This window comes from Aeromicrobium sp. Root472D3, from assembly GCF_001426485.1.
Classification (GTDB): domain Bacteria; phylum Actinomycetota; class Actinomycetes; order Propionibacteriales; family Nocardioidaceae; genus Aeromicrobium.
The window spans coordinates 2,117,439-2,139,249 of the sequence record NZ_LMET01000001.1; the positions used below are offsets into that span (position 1 = coordinate 2,117,439).

21 protein-coding genes are annotated in these 21,811 nt (G+C 71.9%); 15 read left to right on the plus strand and 6 right to left on the minus strand.

Annotated elements, in window-relative coordinates; genetic code table 11:
• Positions 1 to 54 precede the first annotated feature (54 nt).
• From ASD10_RS10375 to ASD10_RS10385, 3 genes are all read left to right on the plus strand, one after another.
• A complete protein-coding gene (locus ASD10_RS10375; protein ID WP_056607957.1) occupies positions 55 to 1,047 on the plus strand; it encodes an FhaA domain-containing protein in 993 nt (330 codons plus the stop codon).
• Positions 1,048 to 1,114: 67 nt separating this feature from the next.
• Positions 1,115 to 2,680, plus strand: a complete 1,566-nt coding sequence (locus ASD10_RS10380) for a serine/threonine-protein kinase (RefSeq protein WP_056607959.1) — start codon at positions 1,115 to 1,117, stop codon at positions 2,678 to 2,680.
• 70 nt (positions 2,681 to 2,750) lie between these two features.
• Positions 2,751 to 3,092, plus strand: coding sequence for a hypothetical protein (locus tag ASD10_RS10385; RefSeq protein ID WP_157432544.1), 342 nt, complete (start codon positions 2,751 to 2,753; stop codon positions 3,090 to 3,092).
• A gap of 16 nt (positions 3,093 to 3,108) precedes the next feature.
• On the opposite strand, the gene ASD10_RS10390 is transcribed toward ASD10_RS10385, so the two are convergent.
• Together ASD10_RS10390 and ASD10_RS10395 are read right to left on the minus strand one after the other, a co-directional pair.
• Entirely contained in the window at positions 3,109 to 3,675 is a 567-nt protein-coding gene (locus ASD10_RS10390; RefSeq protein WP_056607964.1) for a hypothetical protein, read from the minus strand.
• A 2-nt stretch (positions 3,676 to 3,677) separates the two neighbouring features.
• On the minus strand, positions 3,678 to 4,634 hold the full coding sequence (locus ASD10_RS10395; protein WP_056607966.1) for a glycoside hydrolase family 6 protein: 957 nt from the start codon (positions 4,632 to 4,634) through the stop codon (positions 3,678 to 3,680).
• 140 nt (positions 4,635 to 4,774) lie between these two features.
• On the opposite strand from ASD10_RS10395, the gene ASD10_RS10400 reads away from it, so the two are divergent.
• Positions 4,775 to 6,031: a histidine-type phosphatase gene (locus ASD10_RS10400; RefSeq protein WP_056607969.1), complete on the plus strand. Its 1,257-nt coding sequence runs from the start codon at positions 4,775 to 4,777 to the stop codon at positions 6,029 to 6,031.
• Positions 6,032 to 6,072: 41 nt separating this feature from the next.
• A complete protein-coding gene (locus ASD10_RS10405; RefSeq protein WP_056607970.1) occupies positions 6,073 to 7,347 on the plus strand; it encodes a histidine-type phosphatase in 1,275 nt (424 codons plus the stop codon).
• 19 nt (positions 7,348 to 7,366) lie between these two features.
• Here ASD10_RS10405 and ASD10_RS10410 read toward each other — a convergent pair whose 3' ends face one another.
• Entirely contained in the window at positions 7,367 to 9,955 is a 2,589-nt protein-coding gene (locus ASD10_RS10410; RefSeq protein WP_056607973.1) for a DEAD/DEAH box helicase, read from the minus strand.
• 108 nt (positions 9,956 to 10,063) lie between these two features.
• On the opposite strand from ASD10_RS10410, the gene ASD10_RS10415 reads away from it, so the two are divergent.
• From ASD10_RS10415 to bluB, 6 genes are read left to right on the plus strand one after another with little or no spacing between them, the layout of a single operon-like run.
• Positions 10,064 to 10,432, plus strand: a complete 369-nt coding sequence (locus tag ASD10_RS10415) for a DUF2256 and DUF3253 domain-containing protein (RefSeq protein WP_200938217.1) — start codon at positions 10,064 to 10,066, stop codon at positions 10,430 to 10,432.
• A gap of 40 nt (positions 10,433 to 10,472) precedes the next feature.
• Positions 10,473 to 11,648 carry a serine hydrolase gene (locus ASD10_RS10420; RefSeq protein WP_056607977.1) on the plus strand — a complete coding sequence of 392 codons (1,176 nt, stop codon included), beginning with the start codon at positions 10,473 to 10,475 and terminating at the stop codon, positions 11,646 to 11,648.
• A 34-nt stretch (positions 11,649 to 11,682) separates the two neighbouring features.
• Positions 11,683 to 12,159 carry a hypothetical protein gene (locus ASD10_RS10425; RefSeq protein ID WP_056607978.1) on the plus strand — a complete coding sequence of 159 codons (477 nt, stop codon included), beginning with the start codon at positions 11,683 to 11,685 and terminating at the stop codon, positions 12,157 to 12,159.
• A gap of 35 nt (positions 12,160 to 12,194) precedes the next feature.
• A complete protein-coding gene (locus ASD10_RS10430; protein ID WP_056607980.1) occupies positions 12,195 to 13,013 on the plus strand; it encodes a dioxygenase in 819 nt (272 codons plus the stop codon).
• 55 nt (positions 13,014 to 13,068) lie between these two features.
• Positions 13,069 to 13,773, plus strand: coding sequence for a lytic murein transglycosylase (locus tag ASD10_RS10435; protein ID WP_056607983.1), 705 nt, complete (start codon positions 13,069 to 13,071; stop codon positions 13,771 to 13,773).
• 38 nt (positions 13,774 to 13,811) lie between these two features.
• Positions 13,812 to 14,453: a 5,6-dimethylbenzimidazole synthase gene (bluB, locus tag ASD10_RS10440; protein WP_056607984.1), complete on the plus strand. Its 642-nt coding sequence runs from the start codon at positions 13,812 to 13,814 to the stop codon at positions 14,451 to 14,453.
• Between the two features lie 4 nt (positions 14,454 to 14,457).
• Here the strand turns inward: bluB and trxA are convergent, their stop codons facing one another.
• Positions 14,458 to 14,850: a thioredoxin gene (trxA, locus tag ASD10_RS10445; protein ID WP_056607986.1), complete on the minus strand. Its 393-nt coding sequence runs from the start codon at positions 14,848 to 14,850 to the stop codon at positions 14,458 to 14,460.
• Between the two features lie 174 nt (positions 14,851 to 15,024).
• On the opposite strand from trxA, the gene ASD10_RS10450 reads away from it, so the two are divergent.
• The 3 genes from ASD10_RS10450 to ASD10_RS18805 all read left to right on the plus strand — a co-directional run bounded on the left by ASD10_RS10450 (position 15,025) and on the right by ASD10_RS18805 (position 18,174).
• Entirely contained in the window at positions 15,025 to 16,521 is a 1,497-nt protein-coding gene (locus ASD10_RS10450) for a DUF6884 domain-containing protein (protein WP_056607988.1), read from the plus strand.
• A 218-nt stretch (positions 16,522 to 16,739) separates the two neighbouring features.
• Positions 16,740 to 17,879: a sorbosone dehydrogenase family protein gene (locus ASD10_RS10455; protein WP_056607990.1), complete on the plus strand. Its 1,140-nt coding sequence runs from the start codon at positions 16,740 to 16,742 to the stop codon at positions 17,877 to 17,879.
• A gap of 118 nt (positions 17,880 to 17,997) precedes the next feature.
• The gene (locus ASD10_RS18805; RefSeq protein WP_157432545.1) at positions 17,998 to 18,174 is read left to right on the plus strand and encodes a hypothetical protein; all 177 of its coding nucleotides are present in this window, start codon (positions 17,998 to 18,000) and stop codon (positions 18,172 to 18,174) included.
• 97 nt (positions 18,175 to 18,271) lie between these two features.
• Here the strand turns inward: ASD10_RS18805 and ASD10_RS10460 are convergent, their stop codons facing one another.
• Positions 18,272 to 18,475, minus strand: coding sequence for a cold-shock protein (locus tag ASD10_RS10460; protein WP_056607991.1), 204 nt, complete (start codon positions 18,473 to 18,475; stop codon positions 18,272 to 18,274).
• A gap of 228 nt (positions 18,476 to 18,703) precedes the next feature.
• Positions 18,704 to 19,168: a CAP domain-containing protein gene (locus ASD10_RS10465; RefSeq protein WP_056607993.1), complete on the minus strand. Its 465-nt coding sequence runs from the start codon at positions 19,166 to 19,168 to the stop codon at positions 18,704 to 18,706.
• Between the two features lie 221 nt (positions 19,169 to 19,389).
• Here ASD10_RS10465 and ASD10_RS10470 point away from each other — a divergent pair, with 221 nt between their 5' ends.
• Positions 19,390 to 21,795, plus strand: a complete 2,406-nt coding sequence (locus tag ASD10_RS10470; protein ID WP_056607995.1) for an immune inhibitor A domain-containing protein — start codon at positions 19,390 to 19,392, stop codon at positions 21,793 to 21,795.
• Positions 21,796 to 21,811 lie beyond the last annotated feature (16 nt).

The following is a 21,811-nucleotide window of genomic DNA, read 5'->3' on the forward strand; positions in this document are numbered from 1 at the left end:
AACATGTTCCGTCGTGGCTCGACGCCAGGTGCGCCGAACCCTGACGATGATGCCATGGGCACCCTCTCGTCTCTCACGATGAACCTCCTGATCCTCGTCGTCTTCGTGGCGGTCGTGTGGATCGCGCTGCGCGTGGCCCAGAGCATCTTCGGCACCGCCACCAAGAAGGCCGCCGCGACCGAGGTCGCCGCGAAGCTCGTGTCGTACCCGACGGGCTCGTCGGCGGTGCTGCGCCGGCGGTTCGTCCGGGCCCTCACGGGGCAGCACGTCATCATGCCCAGCGGCGAGCGCCTCGCGTTCGGCGAGCTCGTCGTGAGGGTCGCTCCGGAGGACCTGCACCGCCTCGAGCCCGAGGGCGACCTCGACCGTCTCGGCGAGGACGCCGCACGGTTGTACGCCGACCACGCCGAGCGCGCCGGCTGGGGCGTGCCCGCGAACGTCCGGGTGACGGTCGAGGTCGACCCGGGCCTGCGATCGGGCTGGGTGCCGCCGGCCCGGGGCAGCGGACGCGCCGAGGCCGCCCGCCCTCCGGCCGAGCGGCAGCCGCACCCCATGTCGGTGGGGTGGGACGTCGTCGCCGACACGGCCGCCACCCGCGCGCCGCGAGAGGCCACCCCGCCGCGTGCCGTGCCTCACCCGTCCACGATCGACCCCGACGCGACGATGAACTTCCCGGCGTTGGTGCCCGACCTGGTCGACAGCTCGCCGACCATGAACGTGGCGGGTCTGCTGCGCCTCGAGCGCAACGGCCAGTCGGTCGCGATCGGCCCGGACGGCGCGGTGCTCGGACGTCTGGCCGAGAGCCCCGTGACGTTCGCCGAGCCCGAGGTCTCGCACCGGCACGCGGCGATCCGCCGCAGCGGCATGCAGTGGCAGATCAAGGACCTCGGCAGCACCAACGGCACGACGGTCGACGGCCACCGCATCGACGGCGACGACTGGACCACGCTCCACGGCGGCGCCGTCGTCAAGCTCGCCGGGGTCACCGTCGTGGCGGCGTTCGACACGGCCGGGACGGTGCATCTGCAGGGGATCACCAGTCGCTAGGGAGAATGGACCCGGACGCCGTACCGTCGAGGTGTCCCGATCGTCGAGCCGGAGCAGGAGGAAGCGCATGACGCCCGACCCCCTGGCGACCCAGCCGGTCATGCAGCCGGCCACCGGCCCCGCGACGGTCCCCGTCGAGCAGCGGTTCGAGCTGCTCGGACGGATCGGGGCCGGCAACCACGGGGTGGTGTTCCGGGCCCGGGACGGTCAGCTGCACCGCGAGGTCGCGATCAAGCGGTTCTCGCACTTCCTGGCCGACGACCCGCGCGCGATGCGGCGCATCACCCGCGAGGTCGCGACGCTGGCTCGCGTGTCGCACCCGCACGTCGTGACGGTGCACGACCTGGTGCACATGGCCGACGGCGACGGCGAGATCACCCCGCACCTCGTGATGGAGCTCGTCGAGGGCACGTCGCTGAAGGACCTGCTGTCGCTGCGCGGGCCGAGCCTGCGGTCGGTCATCGTCGTGCGCGGCGTGCTCGAGGGGCTCGCCGCGTGCCACCAGGCCGGCATCCTGCACCTCGACATCAAGCCGGCGAACGTGCTGGTGACCAACGACGGAGCCGTCAAGATCGTCGACTTCGGCATCGCGCGGGCGGCGTCCGACGCCACCGCGACGGTCGCCGGCACCCCGCACTACATGGCGCCCGAGCAGTTCGACGGTCGCGCCGACGAGCGCAGCGACATCTACTCCGTCGGGTGCCTGCTGTACGAGTGCCTGACGGGCAGGCCGCCCTTCGAGGGGACGATGGCCGCCCAGCTGCTGGCGCACCGCAACCACCCGCGGCCCGACCCGAGGGCGCTCAACCCCGACGTCCCCGCCGGGCTGGCCGCCGTGGTCGCGAAGGCCATGGCGGTCGAGCCCGCGGAGCGCTACCAGACGGTGCACGAGATGCACGCCGCGCTGGCCGACGTCGGGGGAGAGCCTGACGTCATGGCACGCCCGGTGGTGCCGGGCACCGAGGTGCACCGCGAGCCGTCGTTCCCCCGTCCGCTGTCGGTCGACTCGACCGGTCACGCGCCCCACGCGCCGCGCGAGCCGGCGGCCGACCTGGTCACCCGGGTCAGCAAGCTGCAGACGTTCGCGACGGGCCTGGCGCTCAGCGCGTTCGTCGTCGCGCTGGTGCCGGGGCTGGTGTGGCTGACGACCTCGTTCGTGCCGTTCGACTACCGGCCGCCCGCGATGCAGGACTCCGACGCCGCGGCGTGGTGGATGCTGGCGGTCATCATCGCGACGGTGCTGCTGCTCCTGCGGCGGGGCACGTTCTTCGGCCTGGTCAACGGGCCGCCCGTCGGTCAGCCGCGGGCGGGACGACTGGTCGACGCCGACATGCGACGCGGTCTGCGGCGGGCCGCCGGCGCCGCCCTGCGCGGATCGCTGCCGATGCTGTTCCCGCTGTACGTCACGCTCGTGGCCGCGGTCGCGGCCGCCGGCGGCATCGAGTGGCCCGACGACGTCTTCGACGCCTGGGGCTTCTGCTGGCTGCTGATGCCGCTGGCGTGCGTCTTCCTCGGCCTGCAGAGCATCACGAAGCTGCGTCCGCGCTTCGGTGCGGTGCTGAAGTCGACGACGTACGCCATCGGCGCGGCGGGCGCGGCCGCCCTGTTCGTCGCCTATCCGCTGGTCTCCTGACGCCCGCGGACGTGCGGTCGCGCCGGTACGGCCCTAGCGTCGAGTCATGACGCCGAGCTACAGCCACATCATGTCCGCAGCGACCGCCGGATACGCGGTGTTCGCGCTCGCCAAGCCGCGCCACCTCGGCACCGCGCTGACCAAGAGCCCGCTCAAGCAGCCCGAGTACGACCTGGTGGCCCGCATGTTCGGCCCCCGCGACCTCGCGCTCAGCGCGCTGGCGCTGCTCGCCCCGTCGCCGCTGGCCCGTGACCACGCGATGATCGCCCGCGTCGTGCTCGACCTCTCCGACGCGGCCCTGCTGACCCCCGAGGCGCGCACCAAGACCGCCAAGGCCAAGGTGCTGGGCGCGACCCTGACGTGGGCGAGCCTCAACGTCGCCGCGATCGTGGCCGACCGCAAGGACCGCTGACCCCGCGCCCCCCGGGTCACGAGCGGCGCGTCGTGCGCTCGACGATCATCGCCGCGACGAACGCGCCGAGTGTGCCGAGCAGCTCGTCGCTGAGGGTGTCCTCGTACGCTCCGTCGAGCTCGGTGCCGCGGCGGATGAACGTGTACCACTCGCCGAGCTCCCAGCCGATCGCGAGGACCGCGCCGAGACCCGTGATCGCGACGACGAGCAGCCACCTCGGACGCACGTCGGCGCGGGCGAGCAGCAGGCCGCTGCCCCACAGCAGCAGGAGCCAGTTGGCGAAGTGGTTGACGTTGTCCCACGCCTCGATCGAGTCGTAGAGATCGAGGGTGTTACCGGTGACGTCGACCAGGAACGGCGCCATCACCAGCGCGAACGCGCCCCAGGGCAGCGCCGACGCGTCACGCGTCCGCCACCACCAGACGGCCGGCAGCAGGAGCATCAGCACGGGGTAGACCGCGAGACGGTAGCCGAAGCCCTTGCCGTCGTACTGCTCGAGACCCGCGAGGGCCCCGACGGCCAGCTGGGCGACGGTCAGCGCGAGGACGACGACCGCGGCGAGCAGCGCGCGACGCTGCCGCACGACTAGCGTCCGAGCAGCGCGAGCGCGCCCGCGGCCCACCACGACCCGGCGTTGGGTCCGCCGTTGCAGGGGCCGTCCGACTCGCCGGGGTGCTTGACCCACAGGTAGGCGTCGAGACTGCCCTGTCGCACCATGCGCGGCTTGCTGCCGACGCGGGCCCCGACGGGGTTGCAGAAGTCGCCGGCCGCGGTGGCGGCACCGTTGCGCGCGGTCTCGACGACGAACTTCTTGCCCCGGACGCCCTGGGCGGTGAGCTGCGCGACGACCTCGTTGCCGTACGCGACCTCGTCGGCCGTGCTGCGGAAGTTGGCGACGTTGGTCGAGAAGCCTCGGGCCGACGTGATGCCGGACGCCCGCAGTCGTTCGGCCATCACCGCCGGTGCCGTCCAGCTGGAGTGGCCGGCGTCGATGTAGACCCACACGCCGGCCCGCTTGAGCTTCGTGGTGGCATAGCGCAGCAGACCCGTCCGGTCGCCCTGCGCGTCGCACTGGCCGAGCATCGCGAGGGCGTCGGGCTCGAGCACCGCGATCGCCTTGGTGCCCTTGAGGCCGGCGGCGAGCCGGCTCACCCAACGGCGGTACGTCGGGGCGTCGAACGACCCGGCCGAGTGCTGGCCGCAGTCGCGGGCCGGGATCGCGTACACCGCGACGACGGGGGTGCGCTTCTTCCTGACGGCCCGCTGGGCGTACGAGCGGACGGCCTTCTTGACCTTCGAGACCGGCAGGTGGTCGGTCGCCCAGTACGCCTGCGGCGTCCGCGCGAGCGTCGAGAAGCGCCGGTCGCCCTTGGCGGCGACCGCCGCGGACGACGCCGAGTCGGCGTAGAACGCGCGGGTCAGCCGGGGGTCGGACTTCGCCGAGGCGGGGGACGGCACGAACGCGAAGGCGACGACGCAGGCGACGAGCAGCGTCAGCGCGCGGGGGACGGCCGTGCGGCCGCGAGCGGGGGGTCGGAGCACCGGCCAAGACTACGGGCTCGCGGGGTCAGGCGGGGCCGGTTCAGGAGGGTCGGGAAGGGCTCGTGAACCGTCGGTGAACTCTGCCGGCGCGGGCGTCGATCGCACGGGGTGGCCGGGCGGGGCGTCGTACGCTGACGTCGATGATTGGCTCGTTCCTCACCCAGCTCATCGCGATCCTCGCGACCGTCACCGCGACCGCGCAGGCCGAGACGACGATCGACGCCGACCACTACGCCAACCAGACGCCCTACGGCAACGCCGCCAGCTCGGCGATCCGGCAGGCCCCCGACGGCTACCGGCTCACGTTCGTCGAGACCGTCGGCCGTCACGGGGCTCGCACCCTCACGAGCTCGGCGCGCGAGCGACGGTCGCTCGCGATCTGGACCCGCGCGAAGGAGGCGGGGCAGGTCACCGACACGGGCGAGGGGTTCGCCGCCGACGTCGCGGCGTTCCAGAAGCCCGAGCAGCGCATCGGCTACGGCAACCTCAGCGAGATCGGCGCCCTCGAGTGGCAGGGCATCGGCCGCCGCACCGCGACGGTGTACCGGGACCTGCTCGCCGGTGCCGCCGCCACGGGCGACGGCGTCGTGTTCAAGACGTCACCGGTGCAGCGGACGGTCGAGAGCGCCGATGCGATGCGCGAGGGCCTCGACTCCGTCGTGCCGGGTCTCGACGTCGGCGAGTACGTCACCGACGCGCCGCGCCTGCTGATCGGCAACGGCGCCTCGTCGTCCGGCAACCGCGCGACGGAGCGGGCCATGACCCGCCCCGACGTCGTGGCCGCGGCGACCGACCTGCTCGAGGTCATGTACGCGCCCGGGTTCGTCGCCACGATCGACGACCCCGTCGCCGCGGCCCTCGACGTCTACCTGCTGTACTCGACCGCCCCGGGGCTGGCGGCCGAGACGCCCGTGACGTTCGCGCCGTACGTCCCGCTCGACGACGCGGCCGTGCTGGGGTCGGCCGTCGACGCCGAGAACTTCTACCAGTTCGGGCCGGGCGTCGAGGGCGAGGACAGCTCGTACGCCGCGGCCCGTCCGCTGCTGGAGGACTTCCTGTCGTCGCTCGAGGAGCGCCTGGCGGGCGGGTCGACCGCCGCGGTGTTCCGGCTGGCGCACGGCGAGACGACGATGCCGTTCGCGGCGCTGCTGGGGCTGCCCGGCAGCGACGTCCAGGTGCCCGCCGACCGGACGTTCTCGTACGCCGACAACCCGTGGCGCGGCTACGTCGCCGGACGCCTGGGCGGCACCATCGAGTGGGCCGCCTACCAGGACGGCGGTGGGCGGGCCCTGGTGACGGTGCGGCACAACGAGCAGCCCGTCCGGCTCGCGAGCCGGTGCCGCGAGACGGTGCCGTACTTCTACCGTCCGGCCGAGCTCGAGCGCTGCCTCGCCTGAGCGTCGCGTTCCCGGGGCGACCGAGGCATAGGGTGGGCCGCATGCGATCCCGCCTCACGGCCTCCGCCTCGGTCCTCGTCACTGCCACGGCCCTCGTGGCGGTGACGCTGCCGCTGTCGTCGGCCCACGCCGCCGACGGGCCGACCGGCGCCTACGCCAACCAGCAGCCGTACGGTGACCCCGCGTCCACCCAGGTCGTCGCCCCGCCGACCGGCTACGACCTGTTCTTCGTCGAGAACGTCGGACGCCACGGGGCCCGCTCGCTGACCAGCAGCGGCGCCGAGAAGCGCGCGCTCGCGGTCTGGAGGGGCGCCGCGCGTCGAGGCGACCTGACGACGCGCGGCCGGACGCTCGACGACCGCATCCGCACGTTCCAGCGGGCCGAGAAGAAGCTCGGATACGGCAACCTGAGCTCGGTCGGCAAGCAGGAGTGGCGAGGCATCGGACGACGGACGGCCACGAGCTACGCGGGCTTCCTGAGCGCCTCGGCCGCCAGGGGTGAGAAGGTCGCGATGCAGACCAGCCCCGTCTACCGCACCAAGCAGAGCGCCGTCTCGTTGCGGCAGGGCCTCGAGTCGGTCGTGCCGGGTCTGCGGACGTCCGCGCGCACCGTCAACCGCGACCTGCTGATCGAGGAGGGCTCGACGAGCAAGGGGCGCGCGGCGATCGCGAAGGCGCAGCGGCGCTCGTCGGTCAAGGCCGCCGCGCGGCAGGTGCTGCTGCGGGCGTACCGACCGTCGTACGTCAAGCGCCTGGCCGACCCGGTCGGCGCGGCCCTCGACCTGCACCTGCTGTACTCGACGGCCGCCGGCATGGCCGGCGACACCCGCGTGACGTTCGCGGAGTTCGTGCCGCTGCAGGCGGCCCGGCGGCTCGCCGAGGCGACCGACGCGCGGACGTTCTACCGCTTCGGTCCGGGGGTGTCGGGCCAGAGCACGACGTACCGCCAAGCGCGGCCCGTGCTCGACGACTTCTTCGCCGCGCTCGACCGGCGCGTCGCCGGCGGCGACACCGCCGCGGTGTTCCGGCTCGCGCACGGCGAGGTCACGATGCCGTTCGCGGCGCTGATCAAGGCGCCCGGCAGCCAGAAGCAGGCGTCGCGCACGTTCTCGTACGGCAGCAACCCGTGGCGTGGGTCGGTCGCAGGACGCCTGGCCAGCAACATCGAGTGGGCGGCGTACCGCAACGCCGGCGGCGAGGTGCTGGTGACCATGCGCGTGAACGAGCAGCCCGTGCAGTTCAACGCCTCGTGCACCCCGTCGGCGTCGAACCCGTACTTCTACCGCCTCGACCAGCTGCGGACGTGCCTCACCTGAGCCGATCGGCGGGCAGCGTCTAGTGCTTGAGGCGGACGAGATCGGCCAGCGCGGCGTCCGACAGCTCGGTCAGCGCGCCCTCGCCGCCGTTGACGACGGCGTCGGCGAGTGAGCGCTTCGAGCGGATGAGCTCGGCGATCGACTCCTCGATCGTCCCCTCGCTGATGAGCCGGTGCACGTGGACGTTCTTGGTCTGACCGATGCGGTGCGCGCGGTCGGTCGCCTGGTCCTCGACGGCGGGGTTCCACCAGCGGTCGTAGTGGATGACGTGATCGGCCCGCGTCAGGTTGAGACCCACGCCAGCGGCCTTCAGCGACAGGACGAACACCGGCACCTCGCCGCCCTGGAACTGCCGCACCATCTTCTCGCGCCCGCGCACCGTCGTGCCGCCGTGCAGGAACTGGTTGGCGATCTTCTTCTCGTCGAGCCGGCGCGTCAGCAGGCGTCCCATCTGGGCGTACTGCGTGAAGACGAGCGTCGCGCCCTCCTCGGACACGATCTCGTCGACGAGGTCGTCGAACACGCCGAGCTTGCCCGAGCGCCCGACGAGCTTGGTCTCGGGCTCGCGCAGGAACTGCGCGGGGTGGTTGCAGATCTGCTTGAGCTGGGTCAGCAGCTTGACGACGAGCCCGCGACGCTGGATGCCCTGCGCCTGCTCGATCTGCGCCATGGTGCTGCGCACGACGGCCTCGTACAGCCCGACCTGCTCGCGGGTCAGGTTGATGCGGTGGTCGGTCTCGATCTTCGGCGGCAGCTCAGGGGCGATGCCGGGATCGGACTTTCGCCGGCGCAGCACGAACGGCCGGATGAGGTGCGACAGCCCGGTGGCCTTCTCGGGGTCGCGCCGGGACTCGATGTCGCGCGACCACGTGCGACGGAACTGCTCGTACGTGCCGAGCAGGCCCGGCGTCGTCCAGTCGAGGATCGCCCACAGCTCGGAGAGGTTGTTCTCGACCGGCGTGCCGGTCAGGGCCAGACGTGCGACGGCAGGGACGTCGCGCAGCGCCTTGGCCGTGCGGGCGTGCGGGTTCTTGATGTTCTGCGCCTCGTCGGCCACGACGAGGCCCCAGCCGGGCTCGTGCTCGGACAGCTCGATGACGTCGGCGCGCATCGTGGCGTACGTCGTGACGAGGAAGCCCTCCTTGACGTCCTCGAGCGAGCGGCCCGGACCGTGGTAGCGGCGCACGGGCACGTCGGGGGCGAAGCGCTGGATCTCGCGCTCCCAGTTGCCGAGCACCGAGGCGGGGCACACGACGAGCGTCGGGGCGGTGGTGTCGACGGCACGCTGCAGGTGCAGCGCGATCAGCATGACGGTCTTGCCCAGGCCCATGTCGTCGGCGAGGATGCCACCGAGCCCCAGGTCGACGAGCTGGGTCATCCAGCGCAGGCCCTGCAGCTGGTAGTCGCGCAGGTGGCCGTCGAGGTCGCCGGGCTGGACGGCCGGGGCGATGTCGCGGTCCTGGACGGCCAGGCGTCGTCGGACGTCCTCGAGCCACCCGACCGTGTCGACCTCGGTGCGGCGGCCGTCGATCTCGAGCTCGCCGGTGACGGCGGCCCGCAGCGCCTCGATCGCCGAGATGTCGTGGGTGCGCTGGTCGAGGACACGGTGCAGCCGCGCCTTGTCGACGAACACCCACCGGTCGCGCAGCCGGAGCAGTCCGGTCTGCGACTGGGCGAGCTGGTCGAGCTCGGCGGCCGACAGCACGTCGTCGCCGAGGGCGACCTGCCAGTCGAAGCTGAACAGCTGGCCGTGGGTGAAGGCCGACGGGCGGTCGGAGCCGGGTGTCTCGCGCCGGCTGACGACGGCGGTCGTCGACAGCTCGCGCACGAGCTCGGGCGGCCAGCGCACCTCGATGCGGTTGGCCATGAGCGTCGGGGCGAGGCTGCGGTCGCCGAGGCGGGCGAGCGCGTCGGGGCCGACCGTCACCGCGCCGCGCGCGTGCGGGTCGCGCAGGGTCTCGGCGGGCGACCACCACACCTCGATGCGACGCAGCATCGCCGCGGTGGGCTCCTTGGCGTCCTGCGCCATGGGGTGCGACGAGCCGTTGAACAGGTCGCCGGCGTCGAAGGCGCCCCACGAGCCGGCGCGCGGGTGGACCCGCAGCCGCACGACCGCGGCCTGGTCGGGTGTCGGCTCCTCGAGGAACGTGACGATCAGCGACCACGAGAACGTCGTCTCGCGGGTGCGCTGCGGCGCGGCCTTGGGCGAGACGTACGCCTGGCGCTGCGGCGTGGACGCGGCCTCGGGAGCGTCGACCTCGAGGGCCCGCAGGAACGCGGAGATGGCGGCCTGGCCGGCGCCCGCGTTGGGGCCGATCGCGGCGCCCGCGTTCTGCAGCTGGTTGAGCTCGGTCGCGTCGGGGGAGCCGAGGGCACCTCGCGCCATGATGCGCAGCGCGAGGATCGCGGGGGTCGCCCACGCGCGCACCGACTTGTCGGCCGACATGACCCGGATGCCCTGGCTGAGCGCGCCGATGGCCTCGTTGGCGGTCGCGGTCTCGTCGCCGTCGGGGGTGTGGAAGACGAAGCGCGACTCCGCGGGCGTGGCACCCGCCACGAACTCCACCGGATGGCGCAGCAGGAGGCGCAGATCCGTCGCAGCAGGCATCCCTCCATTGTCGCGCACGGGTCCAAGGAGCACTCGTCGAGGTCGGGTGGTGAGCGTCACGACGGTGGACGAGATGCCGTCCGGCCGCGCCCGGTGCACGCTGGACGGGTGTCTCCCGAGTCCAAGACCTGCGCCGCGTGCGGTCGCACGATCGAGTGGCGCAAGAAGTGGGCGCGCGACTGGGACGACGTGAAGTACTGCAGCCAGGCCTGTCGACGGCGCGGTGTGACGTCGCAGGACGTCGACCTCGAGCGTCGCGTGCTCGAGATGCTGGCGAGCCGTGCGCGCACGTCGACGATCTGCCCGTCGGACGTCGCCCGGGCCGTCGCGCCCGACGACTGGCGCCCGCTGATGGAGCCCGTGCGGCGCGCGGCGCGGCGCCTCGTCGACCGCGGCGAGGTCGAGATCACGCAGAAGGGCTCGGTCGTCGACCCGTCCACCGCCAAGGGCCCGATCCGCATCCGGCTCCCGCGCTGACAGGCTCGTCCGGTCCGGTCCGGTCTGGCACGCTGGACTCGTGAAGGTGCGCGCTGGGCTGGTCGTCGCGACGCTCGCGACGGCGGCGGCCTGCTCGGGGCCGGTCGACGAGCCCGCGACGCCCGCCACGCCGGCCGCCCCGACGTCATCGCCTGCCCCGGCCGCCCCGGCCGCGCCGGCCACGACGACGCCGTCACCCGCGGAGCCCGCGGTCTTCCCCGGCCGCACGTGGCAGCGGGCCGACGAGGGTGACTGGTCCGACCTCGACGCCGAGCTGCGGCGCGACGGGTCGACGTGCGTCGCCGTCGTCAAGGACGGTCGTCTGGTGCACGACGCCTACTTCAACGGCGGCGCCGAGCGGACGGGCGGGCGGATCTACTCGATCACCAAGTCGCTGACGGCCCTGCTGGCCGGCCAGCAGGTCGACGACGGCGACCTCGACCTCGACGCGCCGGCGGCCCGGCAGGTCGAGCGCTGGCGGGCCGCCGGCACCGGCGCCGCGGACGTCACGGTGCGCAGCCTGCTGTCGATGACCTCGGGCCGCCGCTGGAGCGAGGCCGCCGACCGGCAGATGATCCGCGCCACGACCGACCAGACCGGCTTCGCCGTGGCCGCCGCGCAGGAGCGGCCGCCGGGGGAGCGGTGGGTGTACGACAACGCCGCGGCGCAGACGCTCGAGGACGTCCTCGACGACGCGGCCCCGGGCGGCGACGTCGTCGCGATGGCGGACGACCGCCTGCTGGGCCCGCTCGGCATGCGCGACACCGCGTGGGGGCGCGACGGCGCCGGCAACGCGCTGACGTACTCGGGCGCCACGTCGACGTGCCTCGACCTCGCCCGCGTGGGTCACCTGATGCTCAACGAGGGCCGGTGGGACGGCCGCCAGCTGGTGTCGTCCGACCTCGTCCGCCAGATCACGACGCCGTCGTCGGCCGACAACGCCGCGTACGGGCTGCTGTGGTGGACCAACGCGACAGGTCGCGTCGTCGAGATCAGGCGGCAGGCGGGCTTCGCGGTCGACCGCGAGCCCTACGCGGGTCGGATCGCCCCGAACGTCCCATTCGACGCGTTCTGGGCCCTGGGCTACGGCAACCAGTACGTCGCGGTCGTGCCGAGCGAGGGCGTCGTCGCGGTGCGCCTCGGTGCCCGGCCGGCCTCGCCCGACCGGGTCACGTTCGACGGTTTCACCGCGGGCGTGCTGGACGCGCTCGACTGACGCTTGTGTCGGACCCGGCTGCTTGAGTCGAGGCATGGACCACGACGAGCCGGGCTGGCCGCTGATCGACGACTTCTTCCGCGCCGAGGCCGAGGGGCGCTCGACCGCCACCGCACGCCGCTACGACCGGGTGCGGTCGCGCCTCTACGACTTCCTCGACACGGCCGACATGACGCTCGGGCTGGGCAGCCACTGCGCCGTCCTGCTCGAGTCCGAGCGACAGTTCCACCAGACGGGTGCGTTCTGGACGCTTTTCGGCGTCGACGAGCTCGCGTGCTGCCTGCCCAGCTTCGTCCACGAGACGTGGTTGCCCGCGTCGAACGGCGAGGCGCGCACGCAGATCAGCCTCGTGGGGCGTCTGCTCCCACGGCTCGGCTCGTCGTGCGGCCGGCCCGAGGCCGAGGCGGCCGTCGCCCGTGCGCGCCGTGAGGTCGCGGAGCGTCCCGCGGGCGAGACGGGGTCGCCGCGGATGCCCGACCGGTTTCGTCGGCAGGAGGGACCGCGATGGTGATATGATTGAACCATCAACTAGTCAAGGGATGCGTCATGGCCACCTACTCGATCTCCGACCTCGACAACCGCCTGGCGCCCAGCGCCCTCATGCCGGTCATGTTCGTGGGCCACGGCAACCCCATGCACGCGATCTCCGACAACGCGTACACGCGCACGTGGACGCACCTGGGCACCGAGCTGCCGCCGGCCCAGGCGATTGTCGTGGTCAGTGCGCACTGGCTGACGCCCGGGGCGACGCACATCACCGACGCCCCGCGCAACCCGATCATCTACGACTTCGGCGGCTTCCCCGACGAGCTCTCGCGCGTCCGGTACGACACGGTCGGCGACACCGACGTCGCGCGGCTGCTGGCCCGCCAGCTCGTCGAGTACGAGGCCGCGCTCGACCAGCAGTGGGGCCTCGACCACGGCACCTGGAGCGTCCTGAAGTTCATCGCACCCGCGCCCGAGGTGCCGGTGCTGCAGATCAGCATCGACTACTCGATGCCCCTGCCGCAGCTGTACGAGCTCTACGGACGTCTGCGGGCGATGCGCCGTCGCGGCGTGCTGTTCATCGGCAGCGGCAACATCGTCCACGCGCTGGGCCGGGCCCGGTGGGACGGCGGCGCCGCGTGGGACTGGGCCGAGCAGTTCGACGCCGACACCGCCGTGGCCCTGCGCGAGCGGCAGATCGGCAAGCTGCTCGACCCGTACGGCACGTGGGCCGAGGCGCGCATCGCCGTGCCGACCGACGACCACTACCGCCCGATGGTCGCGGCGCTGAGCCTGCTCGAGGACGGCGAGGACATCCGCTTCTTCAACGACTCGATCGACATGGGCTCGATCAGCATGCGGTCGTTCGTCTCGGTCTGACGAGGACTGCTCGAGGGGCGACGGCCGGGTTGGTCCGGGTCGGGAGAATGGCGACGTGACTCGTTCCTCCACCTCGGTCGTCCTGGCCGTCGCCGTGCCTGCCGCGATCATCGTCCTGGTGATCGTCGCGGGGCTGGTGACGACGGGCACGGGCTCGCGCAGCGCCGGGCCCCCTGCCGCCGAGGTGCCACCCGTCGCCGCGACCCCGACGCCCGAGCAGCTGCGCCAGGTGTCGCGGTCGACCGGCATCCCGCGGCGGGCCCTGACCGCCTACGTCGCGGCGGCGCAGACCGTCGAGCGCGACGACGCCACGTGCCGCATCGCGTGGAACACCTTGGCGGGCATCGGCTCGTCCGAGAGCAGCCACGGCGCGTTCGGGGGTGCGCGCCTCGACGCCGAGGGCGTCGCCCGACCGCTCATCATCGGCGTGCCGCTCGACGGCAGCGGAGGCAACCGGGCGATCCGCGACACCGACGGCGGACGCCTCGACGGCGACACCCGGTGGGACCGGGCCGTCGGGCCGATGCAGTTCATCCCGACCACGTGGAGCACCTGGGGGGCCGACGGCGACGGCGACGGCCGCGTCGACCCGCACGACATCGACGACGCCGCGCTCGCCGCGGCCCGCTACCTGTGCCGGGCCGGCACCGACCTCAGCAGCTCGGCAGGGTGGTCACGCGCGGTGCTGACCTACAACAACAGCGGCGAGTACGCCCGCAAGGTCGCCCGGACGGCCACGGAGTACGCCGAGGCCACCTGAGCGTCGGGTCGACGACCCGCTCGTGTGACGCTGGTGTCGTGCACGACCACGCCTACTCGGACCCCGACCGCGCCGCGGTCCACCGCGTCATCGCCCAGCGCCGCGACATGCGGCACTTCGTCGGCGGTGTCGTCGACGACGACGTCCTGGTGCGGCTGCTGACCGCGGCGCACCACGCGCCCAGCGTCGGGCTGATGCAGCCGTGGCGGTTCATCCGCGTCACCGACCCCGGGCTGCGGGTCGCGATCCACGGGCTCGTCGAGGTCGAGCGCGAGCGCACCGCCGAGGCGCTGGGGGAGCGGTCCGACGAGTTCATGCGGCTGAAGGTCGAGGGCGTGCTCGAGTGCGCCGAGCTGCTGGTCGTCGCGCTGGGCGACGACCGCGAGCGGCACGTGTTCGGGCGACGCACCATGCCGCAGATGGACCTCGCCTCGGCGGCGTGCGCGATCCAGAACCTGTGGCTCGCCGCCCGGGCCGAGGGCCTCGGGATGGGCTGGGTGTCGCTGTTCGAGCCGGACGACCTGCGCCGGCTGCTGGGCATGCCCGTGGGCAGCGAGCCCGTCGCGGTGCTGTGCCTCGGCCCGGTCGAGGAGTTCTACGACCGCCCGATGCTCGAGGAGACCGGGTGGGCCGTGGCCCGCCCGCTGACCGACCTCGTGTCGGTCAACGGGTGGGCCTAGGGCGTCACTCGGACTGGGGAGCGCCGGCCGCCTCGGCGGCCTCCTGCTCGGCGACCTGTCGCTTGACGTCGTCCATGTCGAGGTCGCGCACGGCCTGGATGACCTGCTCGAGGCCCGCGGCGGGCAGCGCGCCCGGCTGCGAGAACACCAGCACGCCGTCGCGGAACGCCATCAGGGTCGGGATCGACGAGATCTGTGCGGCGGCGGCGAGCTGCTGCTGGTCCTCGGTGTCGATCTTGCCGAAGACGACGTCCTCGTGCTTCTCGCTCGCGGCCTCGAAGACCGGTGCGAACTGCCGGCACGGGCCGCACCACGACGCCCACCAGTCGACGAGCGTGATGCCCTCGGCTCCGATGACGTCGTCGATGGATTCCTGGGTCAGGGTGACGGTGCTCATGATTGCCTCTCGTCCGAAGATCTGTACCGGGGTGTCAACGGTCGCCGGGGCGTGGACATTCCCGGTGGAGAAAGTCCGCGGATCGCCGTCATGCGCGCCGGGACGAGGGCTCTCCACGTCTGTGGGAATGAACTCAGACGGTCGGGACGTCTCGACTCGGGGACGGAGCGGGTCGTGAAGTACGACAGGCCGGTGTGGCAGATCATGCACGAGTGTGCCGATGCCATGCCCGACGTCTTCCGGTACGACGACGTGCGCGGCTGGTTCGCCGAGAGCTATCCCGACGTCAACGAGGCGACGATCCGAGCCCACCTGATCGGCATGACCGAGGGGGGCCGCGCCAAGCACGTGCAGTTCGCCGCTCGCTCGCCGATCTTCCGCCGCGTCGCCCGTGGCGAGTACTCGCCGATCCCGCTGCCCGAGCGCGGCGAGGACCCCGACGCCGCCTACCCGTCGCCGAGCCGCATCAAGATGTCCGGCACCGGACACCACCCGCTGCCGCCCGACGACGGCCCCGTCCCTGACGCCCCGGTCCCCGACGCCGAGGCGGGCGTCGACGACGCGCCCTCGACCTCGGCCGGTCCGGCCGCGAGCACCTTCGACGACGAGCCGCCGACGCCCGACGTCGTCCTGCTGGGCAGCATCGGCGACCGGGTCAACGTGCCGGCCCCCGCCAAGGAGGTCTACCGCGAGGTGTCCTTCCAGCTCAGCCGTCTCGACGCCGAGCTGAGCGGCTCGGAGTGGTTCGTGCTGTCGGCCGAGCACGGTCTCCTCGCGCCCAACGAGTGGATGTCGCCCGACTCGCGCACGATGGCCGACATGGACCCGGCCTACCGGGTCGTGTGGGCGTCGTGGGTCGTGGCGCGGCTGCAGTCGCTCGTCGGGTCGCTCGACGGCCTGATCGTGCGGGTCGACGCCCCCGATGCCTTCGTCGGCCCGCTGTTCGCCGGCCTGCAGGACGCCGGTGCGGCGGTGTCGTCGGGCTCGCCCGCCGCCGCCGGGGAGGTCGTGGTCGACGACGAGATCGACACGGAGCCTGCCGCCGAGACCCAGGTGCCGGACGAGGACGAGGACGTCGACGTCGTTGACGACGACGTCGTGGTCGAGCAGGACGACCGGGTGCTGGCGACGGTGTCGGGCATCGGACGCCGTGCCATCATCACGCAGCACCTGGGCGACCCGCGCAACGCGGTGCCCGCGACCGAGCTGGCAACGCTGCCGCAGGTGCCGGGCCTCTACGGCTGGCTCGTCGACCCGATCGGCGCACGTGTCCTGAACCGGTGCCTGCGTCTGCCGGTCCGGCCCGGGCTGGTGTTCGTCGGCGAGGTCGGCGGGTCCACGTGGCACGCGCTCGTCGATCCCGTGCTCAACCTGCGCGACCACCTCGACCGGGTTCAGCTCAACGGTCGCACCCGTGCCTCGACGTTCCGCATGACGCTCGCGACGGTGCTGGGCGACCACCTCGGCATGACGTCGATCGAGGACCCGAAGCTGACCGAGTGGATGCTCGAGCACCTCTCGATCACGACGTGGGGCGTCGACGACGGCAACGGGCTGCGCGAGCTGGCGCGCGTCGTGATCGACGAGCTCGACCCACCGCTGAACGTCGACCACCTGGCCTCGACCGAGTACCGCGCACGCCTGCAGCAGATGCGCGGCGAGCTGGCCTGAACTGGTACGTCCGCACCTGTTCGGACGATCGCCGACGTAACTCCCGGTTGCGGTCCAGACTGGATGACGCACCCCCTGCGAGGGAGGGAGTCCCGGTCGGTCCGCCGAGCGCGAGGGTGCCACGGAGGCCTGACGGCGTCGCCCGGCACGAGGCGGGCGACGCCTCAGGCCGTCCTCCTCGCTCGGCGAGGGTTGGCCGTCGCGGGCATGATCGGTCCATGGACCGTCGAGTCGTCGAACGTCGCACCTTCCTGTCGAGCCTGGCCGTGATCGGCGCCGCGGCGCTGGTCGGCTGCAGCCGGGGTGGCGGGGGCGGTCCGGCACCCGAGCCGACGACTGCGGGCACGGCGTCGTCGCCCTCGGCGTCCCCGGTGCCCAGCGCCCCGCCGACGGCCGGCACGCCGACCGTCGCCGGCACCGTCGCGACAGGCCTCAACGTGCCGTGGGGCATCGCCTTCCTCTCGACCGGGGACGCCTTGGTCTCGCAGCGTGACGAGGGCACGATCGTGCGCATCGCGACCGACGGGACCGTCACCGAGCTCGGCGCGGTGCCGGGATCGGTGGGTCGACCCGGCGGCGAGGGAGGCCTCCTCGGGCTGGCCGTCGCGCCGGGCGACGACGGCACGGTGTTCGCGTACGTCACGACCAGCACCGACGACCGCGTCGTCCGCATGAGACTGCGGGGGGATCGGCTGGGCTCGCCCGTCGAGATCCTGACGGGCATCCCGGTCGGGTCACGACACCACGGCGGGCGCCTGTTGTTCGACGCGTCCGGATCGCTGTTCGTCTCGACCGGCGACGCCGGCGACGGGCGTCTCGCCCAGGACCGCGACTCGCTGGCGGGCAAGGTCCTGCGCATCGACACCGACGGCGCGGCCCATCCCGACAACCCCTTCGACAACCGCACGTGGTCGTACGGCCACCGCAACATCGAGGGCCTCGCGCTCGACGCCGACGGCCGTCTGTGGGCCGCCGAGTTCGGCGACAAGTCCGCCGACGAGCTGAACCTGATCCGGCGGGGCGGCAACTACGGCTGGCCGGGCGTCGAGGGCACCGGGGGAGGCGGCGCCCTGGTCGACCCCCTCGTCACGTGGGCCCCCGACGACGCCTCGCCGGCCGGCATCGCGATCACGGGGTCGACCGCGTTCATCGGCGCCCTGCAGGGCGAGTGCCTCTTCGCGGTCCCGTTGGACGGCGAGACCGCCGGCGAGCCGGTCGCGCACCTCGCGGGGGAGCACGGACGCATCCGCAGCGTCGCGCTGGCTCCCGACGGCGCGCTGTGGGTCACGACCAGCAACACCGACGGACGCGGCGACCCGTCGTCCGGCGACGACCGCATCCTGCGCGTCACGGTCTGAGGACGTCGCGAAGACTACCCACGGGTAGGGCCTTCCCGCGACGCAAACATGAGGATAGCCTCATGAAAGGCGTCGGTACCTCGTCGCCGACCACCGTCCGCGACACCGGGAGACCGCCATGGAAGAGACCGCCTTCGACGTCGACTCGCGTCAGCTCGCCGAGACCTCGCGTCGCTTCCCGGCCACCCGTCTGGCGCCGGTCGCCCCGCGACCCGTCGGCGACGTGAGCTACCTGAGCGCCCCGCACGGCGCCGACTTCGTCCGCCACGCCTGGGACGAGGCCGGACGCCCCTGAGTCCGCGCTCTCCCTCGGGCGCACACGAGGAAGCCCCCGGAGCACTGGGCTCCGGGGGCTTCGTCGTGCTCACCGGCGCGGCCGGTGGGCGATGGCGTCAGAGGGGACGGATGTTCGCCGCCTGCAGGCCCTTCTGGCCCTGCTCGACGTCGAACTCGACCTTCTGGTTCTCGTTCAGCGAGCGGTAGCCGCTCGTCTGAATGGCGGAGAAGTGCGCGAACACGTCCTCGCTGCCGTCGTCAGGGGCGATGAATCCGAAGCCCTTGTCAGCGTTGAACCACTTGACGGTTCCTGTTGCCATTGTCCTACTCCTCTTGGCGAGATGCCGCCCACGACCGTCGCGAGCGGCTGTCGCGACGTACATCCAACCTTCGAGAAGAACTAGACACCCGAGAAACTCGTACCCGAGAGAAGTGTTCATTCATTCAAACGGCCCAACGTCGTGCAACTGGCCAAAGCCTAGGGCACCGATCTGCGTTTGTGGGGGGTGCCGAACGCGCTGAATGAAAATTCTGGGTGAACGCGGGATCTACCGGCGGCTGCCGAACACCTGCGCGACGTAGATCTCGCCGTCGTCGGACCGCGCCACCCCGACGCCGATCCACCGCATGCGCGGTGCCCGCATGTTGGCCGCGTGACCGGGCGACGCGGCCCAGGCGGCGACCGCCTTGCGACCCGTGGAGTAGTTCCACGCGATGTTCTCGGACGCCGCCCCGAGCTTGCACGAGCGCATCATCTTCTCGAGGCGGCCCTTGCGGTGCTTGAGGGTGTCGTGGTCGGCCATCCAGCGGGCCTGGCCGTTGGCGAACCGGTCGAGGCACCGGCGGAGCTTGACGGTCCTGAGGTCCTCGTGGGTGCGGAACGCGTTGGTGGCCGCGACGACCTGCTTCTCGTACGTCTTGGCGCTGACGGCCGAGGCCGGCGCGATCGCGACGAGCGTGAGCAGGGCGACGAGGGCGGTGGCACGGGCGATCGTGGGAGCGATACGGGGCATGGGTCGAGCGTAGGTCATCGACGGCCGTCGGCGTCTAGTCCGAAAGAACTAGGCGCCTATAGTCCGTCCGGGTCAAAGTCAAGACTGCCGTTCTTCCTGAAAGTTGCCTAAGTTGGCGTGATCGCGCCGGGCGCGCCCCACGAGGGTGTGCCCGGCACCGACCGGGGCAACCGTCCCGACGCGTCGACACCGACACCAGCGAAGTTCAACTAGGGGGAACAGTGAAGCGTGTGATCCCAGGCCTCGTCGGCCTCACACTCGCAGCCTCACTCGGTCTGGCATACGCCTCTCCGAGCTCGGCGGCACCCGCACCACCGACCAACGCCACCGACCAGCCGACGAAGGTCGGCAAGGACGAGCTGCCGAACCCGCTCGAGCAGAAGCGGCGCGCCCTGCGCGAGGCGGGACTGACGTCGGTGCTCAACGGAGACGCCACCGCGGTCCAGAAGAACGGCGCCTCGGTCGTCAAGGTCGGCAAGGGCTACAGCCCGGCCGATGCGGCGGCGCTGGCCAACAAGCGGGCCTCCAAGACGCAGAAGAAGGCCATCCAGAACAAGAAGCAGAAGGACCAGTACGTCGAGCTCGAGCAGGAGCGCGCCGACAAGATCTTCGTGATCCTGGCGGAGTTCGGCGACCAGCGTCACCCCGACTTCCCCGACCAGGACACCGACCCGTCGGTGCCCGGTCCCACGACCTTCGACGGTCCGCTGCGCAACCAGATCCCCGAGCCCGATCGCACGAAGGACAACTCGACGATCTGGCAGAAGGACTACGACCGCCAGCACTACCAGGACCTCTACTTCGGCACCGGCAAGGGCAAGGAGTCGGTCAAGACGTACTACGAGACGCAGTCGTCGGGCCGGTACACCGTCGACGGCCAGGTGCAGGACTGGGTCAAGGTGCCCTACAACGAGGCCCGCTACGGCCGTGACGAGTCCTACCGCACCGTCTGGAACCTGATCCAGGACTCGCTGACCGCCTGGGTCGCCGACCAGAAGAAGGCCGGCCAGACCGATGCCCAGATCAAGGCCACGATCGCGTCGTACGACAAGTACGACCGCTACGACTTCGACGGCGACGGCGACTTCAACGAGCCCGACGGCTACATCGACCACTTCCAGATCGTCCACGCCGGCGGCGACGAGGCCGACGGCGACCCGCAGCAGGGTGAGGACGCGATCTGGTCGCACCGCTGGTACGCCTTCGGCACCGACGCCGGTCTGACCGGTCCGTCGCAGAACAAGCTCGGCGGCACCCAGGTCGGCAACACCGGCGTGTGGGTCGGCGACTACACGGCCCAGCCCGAGAACGGTGGCCTGTCGGTCTTCGTCCACGAGTACGGCCACGACCTCGGCCTGCCCGACGACTACGACACCAGCGGTGGCGGCGACAACAGCAGTGAGTACTGGACGCTGATGGCCCAGAGCCGGCTCAACGCCAAGGGCGAGGCGCTCGGCACCCGTCCGGGCGACCTCGGGGCCTGGAACAAGCTGCAGCTCGGCTGGCTCGACTACGAGGCCATCGCGACGAAGCAGAAGAAGACGCTCGAGCTCGGCCCGCAGGAGTACAACTCCAAGAAGGCGCAGGCCGCGGTGGTGGTGCTGCCCAAGAAGGAGGTCAGCAAGGACAACGGCGCGCCCGCCTCGGGCACGAAGCAGTTCTTCTCCGGCTCCGGCGACGACCTGAGCAACACCATGACGACCGACGTCGACCTGACCGGCAAGACCGGTGGGGTGCTGACGGCGAAGGTCCGGTACGCGATCGAGGCGGGCTACGACTATGCGTACGTCCAGGCCTCGACCGACGGCGGATCGTCGTGGACGTCCCTCGACGGGACGATCGGCGGCACCGCGATCGCCGACGACGCCTCGGGCAACCCGGCGATCGACGGCGAGCAGGCCACGTGGGCCGATCTGAACGTGCCGCTCGGCGCGTACGACGGCCAGAAGATCAAGCTGCGGTTCCTGTACAAGACCGACGGCGGCGTGGCCGAGGCCGGACTGTTCGTCGACGGCCTCGCGGTCACGGCCGGTGGCCAGACGCTGCTGACCGACGGCGCCGAGGCCGGCGGCCCCGCGTGGACGTACGACGGCTTCTCGATCGTCGGGTCGACCTCGACGGAGCTGTTCGACAACTACTACATCGCAGGTCACCGGTCGTACGTCTCGTACGACAAGTACCTGCAGACGGGACCGTACAACTTCGGCTTCCTGAACACCAAGCCGGACTACGCCGAGCACTACTCCTACGGCCACGGTCTGCTCATCTCCTACTGGGACACCTCCCAGCAGGACAACAACACCAACGTGCACCCGGGAACCGGACGCAACCTGATCATCGACGCCAACCCGTCGCCGATCACGAACATCGCGACGGGAGCCCCCTGGCGGGCCCGCGTCCAGATGTACGACGCGCCCTTCTCGCTGCACAAGGCCGACTCGTTCACCCTGCACACCGACGGCAAGCCCAGCTACATCCGTGGCCAGGCCGCCAAGCCGCTGTTCGACGACACCAAGAAGTACTGGTTCAAGGAGCTGCCGAACCACGGCGTCAAGCTCCCGGCCGCCGGTGTCACGATCCGTGTCCAGAAGGAGAGCGGGACGTCGATGAAGGTCAGGTTCAACTGACCCTCCCATGATCGGC

Coding starts and splice junctions, on each gene's coding strand:
- ASD10_RS18805 (WP_157432545.1), top strand. CDS start 17,998: ATGGAAGAGACCGCCTTCGACGTCGACTCGCGTCAGCTCGCCGAGACC.
- ASD10_RS10380 (WP_056607959.1), top strand. CDS start 1,115: ATGACGCCCGACCCCCTGGCGACCCAGCCGGTCATGCAGCCGGCCACC.
- ASD10_RS10405 (WP_056607970.1), top strand. CDS start 6,073: ATGCGATCCCGCCTCACGGCCTCCGCCTCGGTCCTCGTCACTGCCACG.
- ASD10_RS10410 (WP_056607973.1), bottom strand. CDS start 9,955: ATGCCTGCTGCGACGGATCTGCGCCTCCTGCTGCGCCATCCGGTGGAG.
- ASD10_RS10385 (WP_157432544.1), top strand. CDS start 2,751: ATGTCCGCAGCGACCGCCGGATACGCGGTGTTCGCGCTCGCCAAGCCG.
- trxA (WP_056607986.1), bottom strand. CDS start 14,850: ATGAGCACCGTCACCCTGACCCAGGAATCCATCGACGACGTCATCGGA.
- ASD10_RS10455 (WP_056607990.1), top strand. CDS start 16,740: ATGGACCGTCGAGTCGTCGAACGTCGCACCTTCCTGTCGAGCCTGGCC.
- ASD10_RS10375 (WP_056607957.1), top strand. CDS start 55: ATGGGCACCCTCTCGTCTCTCACGATGAACCTCCTGATCCTCGTCGTC.
- ASD10_RS10430 (WP_056607980.1), top strand. CDS start 12,195: ATGGCCACCTACTCGATCTCCGACCTCGACAACCGCCTGGCGCCCAGC.
- ASD10_RS10400 (WP_056607969.1), top strand. CDS start 4,775: ATGATTGGCTCGTTCCTCACCCAGCTCATCGCGATCCTCGCGACCGTC.
- ASD10_RS10425 (WP_056607978.1), top strand. CDS start 11,683: ATGGACCACGACGAGCCGGGCTGGCCGCTGATCGACGACTTCTTCCGC.
- ASD10_RS10465 (WP_056607993.1), bottom strand. CDS start 19,168: ATGCCCCGTATCGCTCCCACGATCGCCCGTGCCACCGCCCTCGTCGCC.
- ASD10_RS10460 (WP_056607991.1), bottom strand. CDS start 18,475: ATGGCAACAGGAACCGTCAAGTGGTTCAACGCTGACAAGGGCTTCGGA.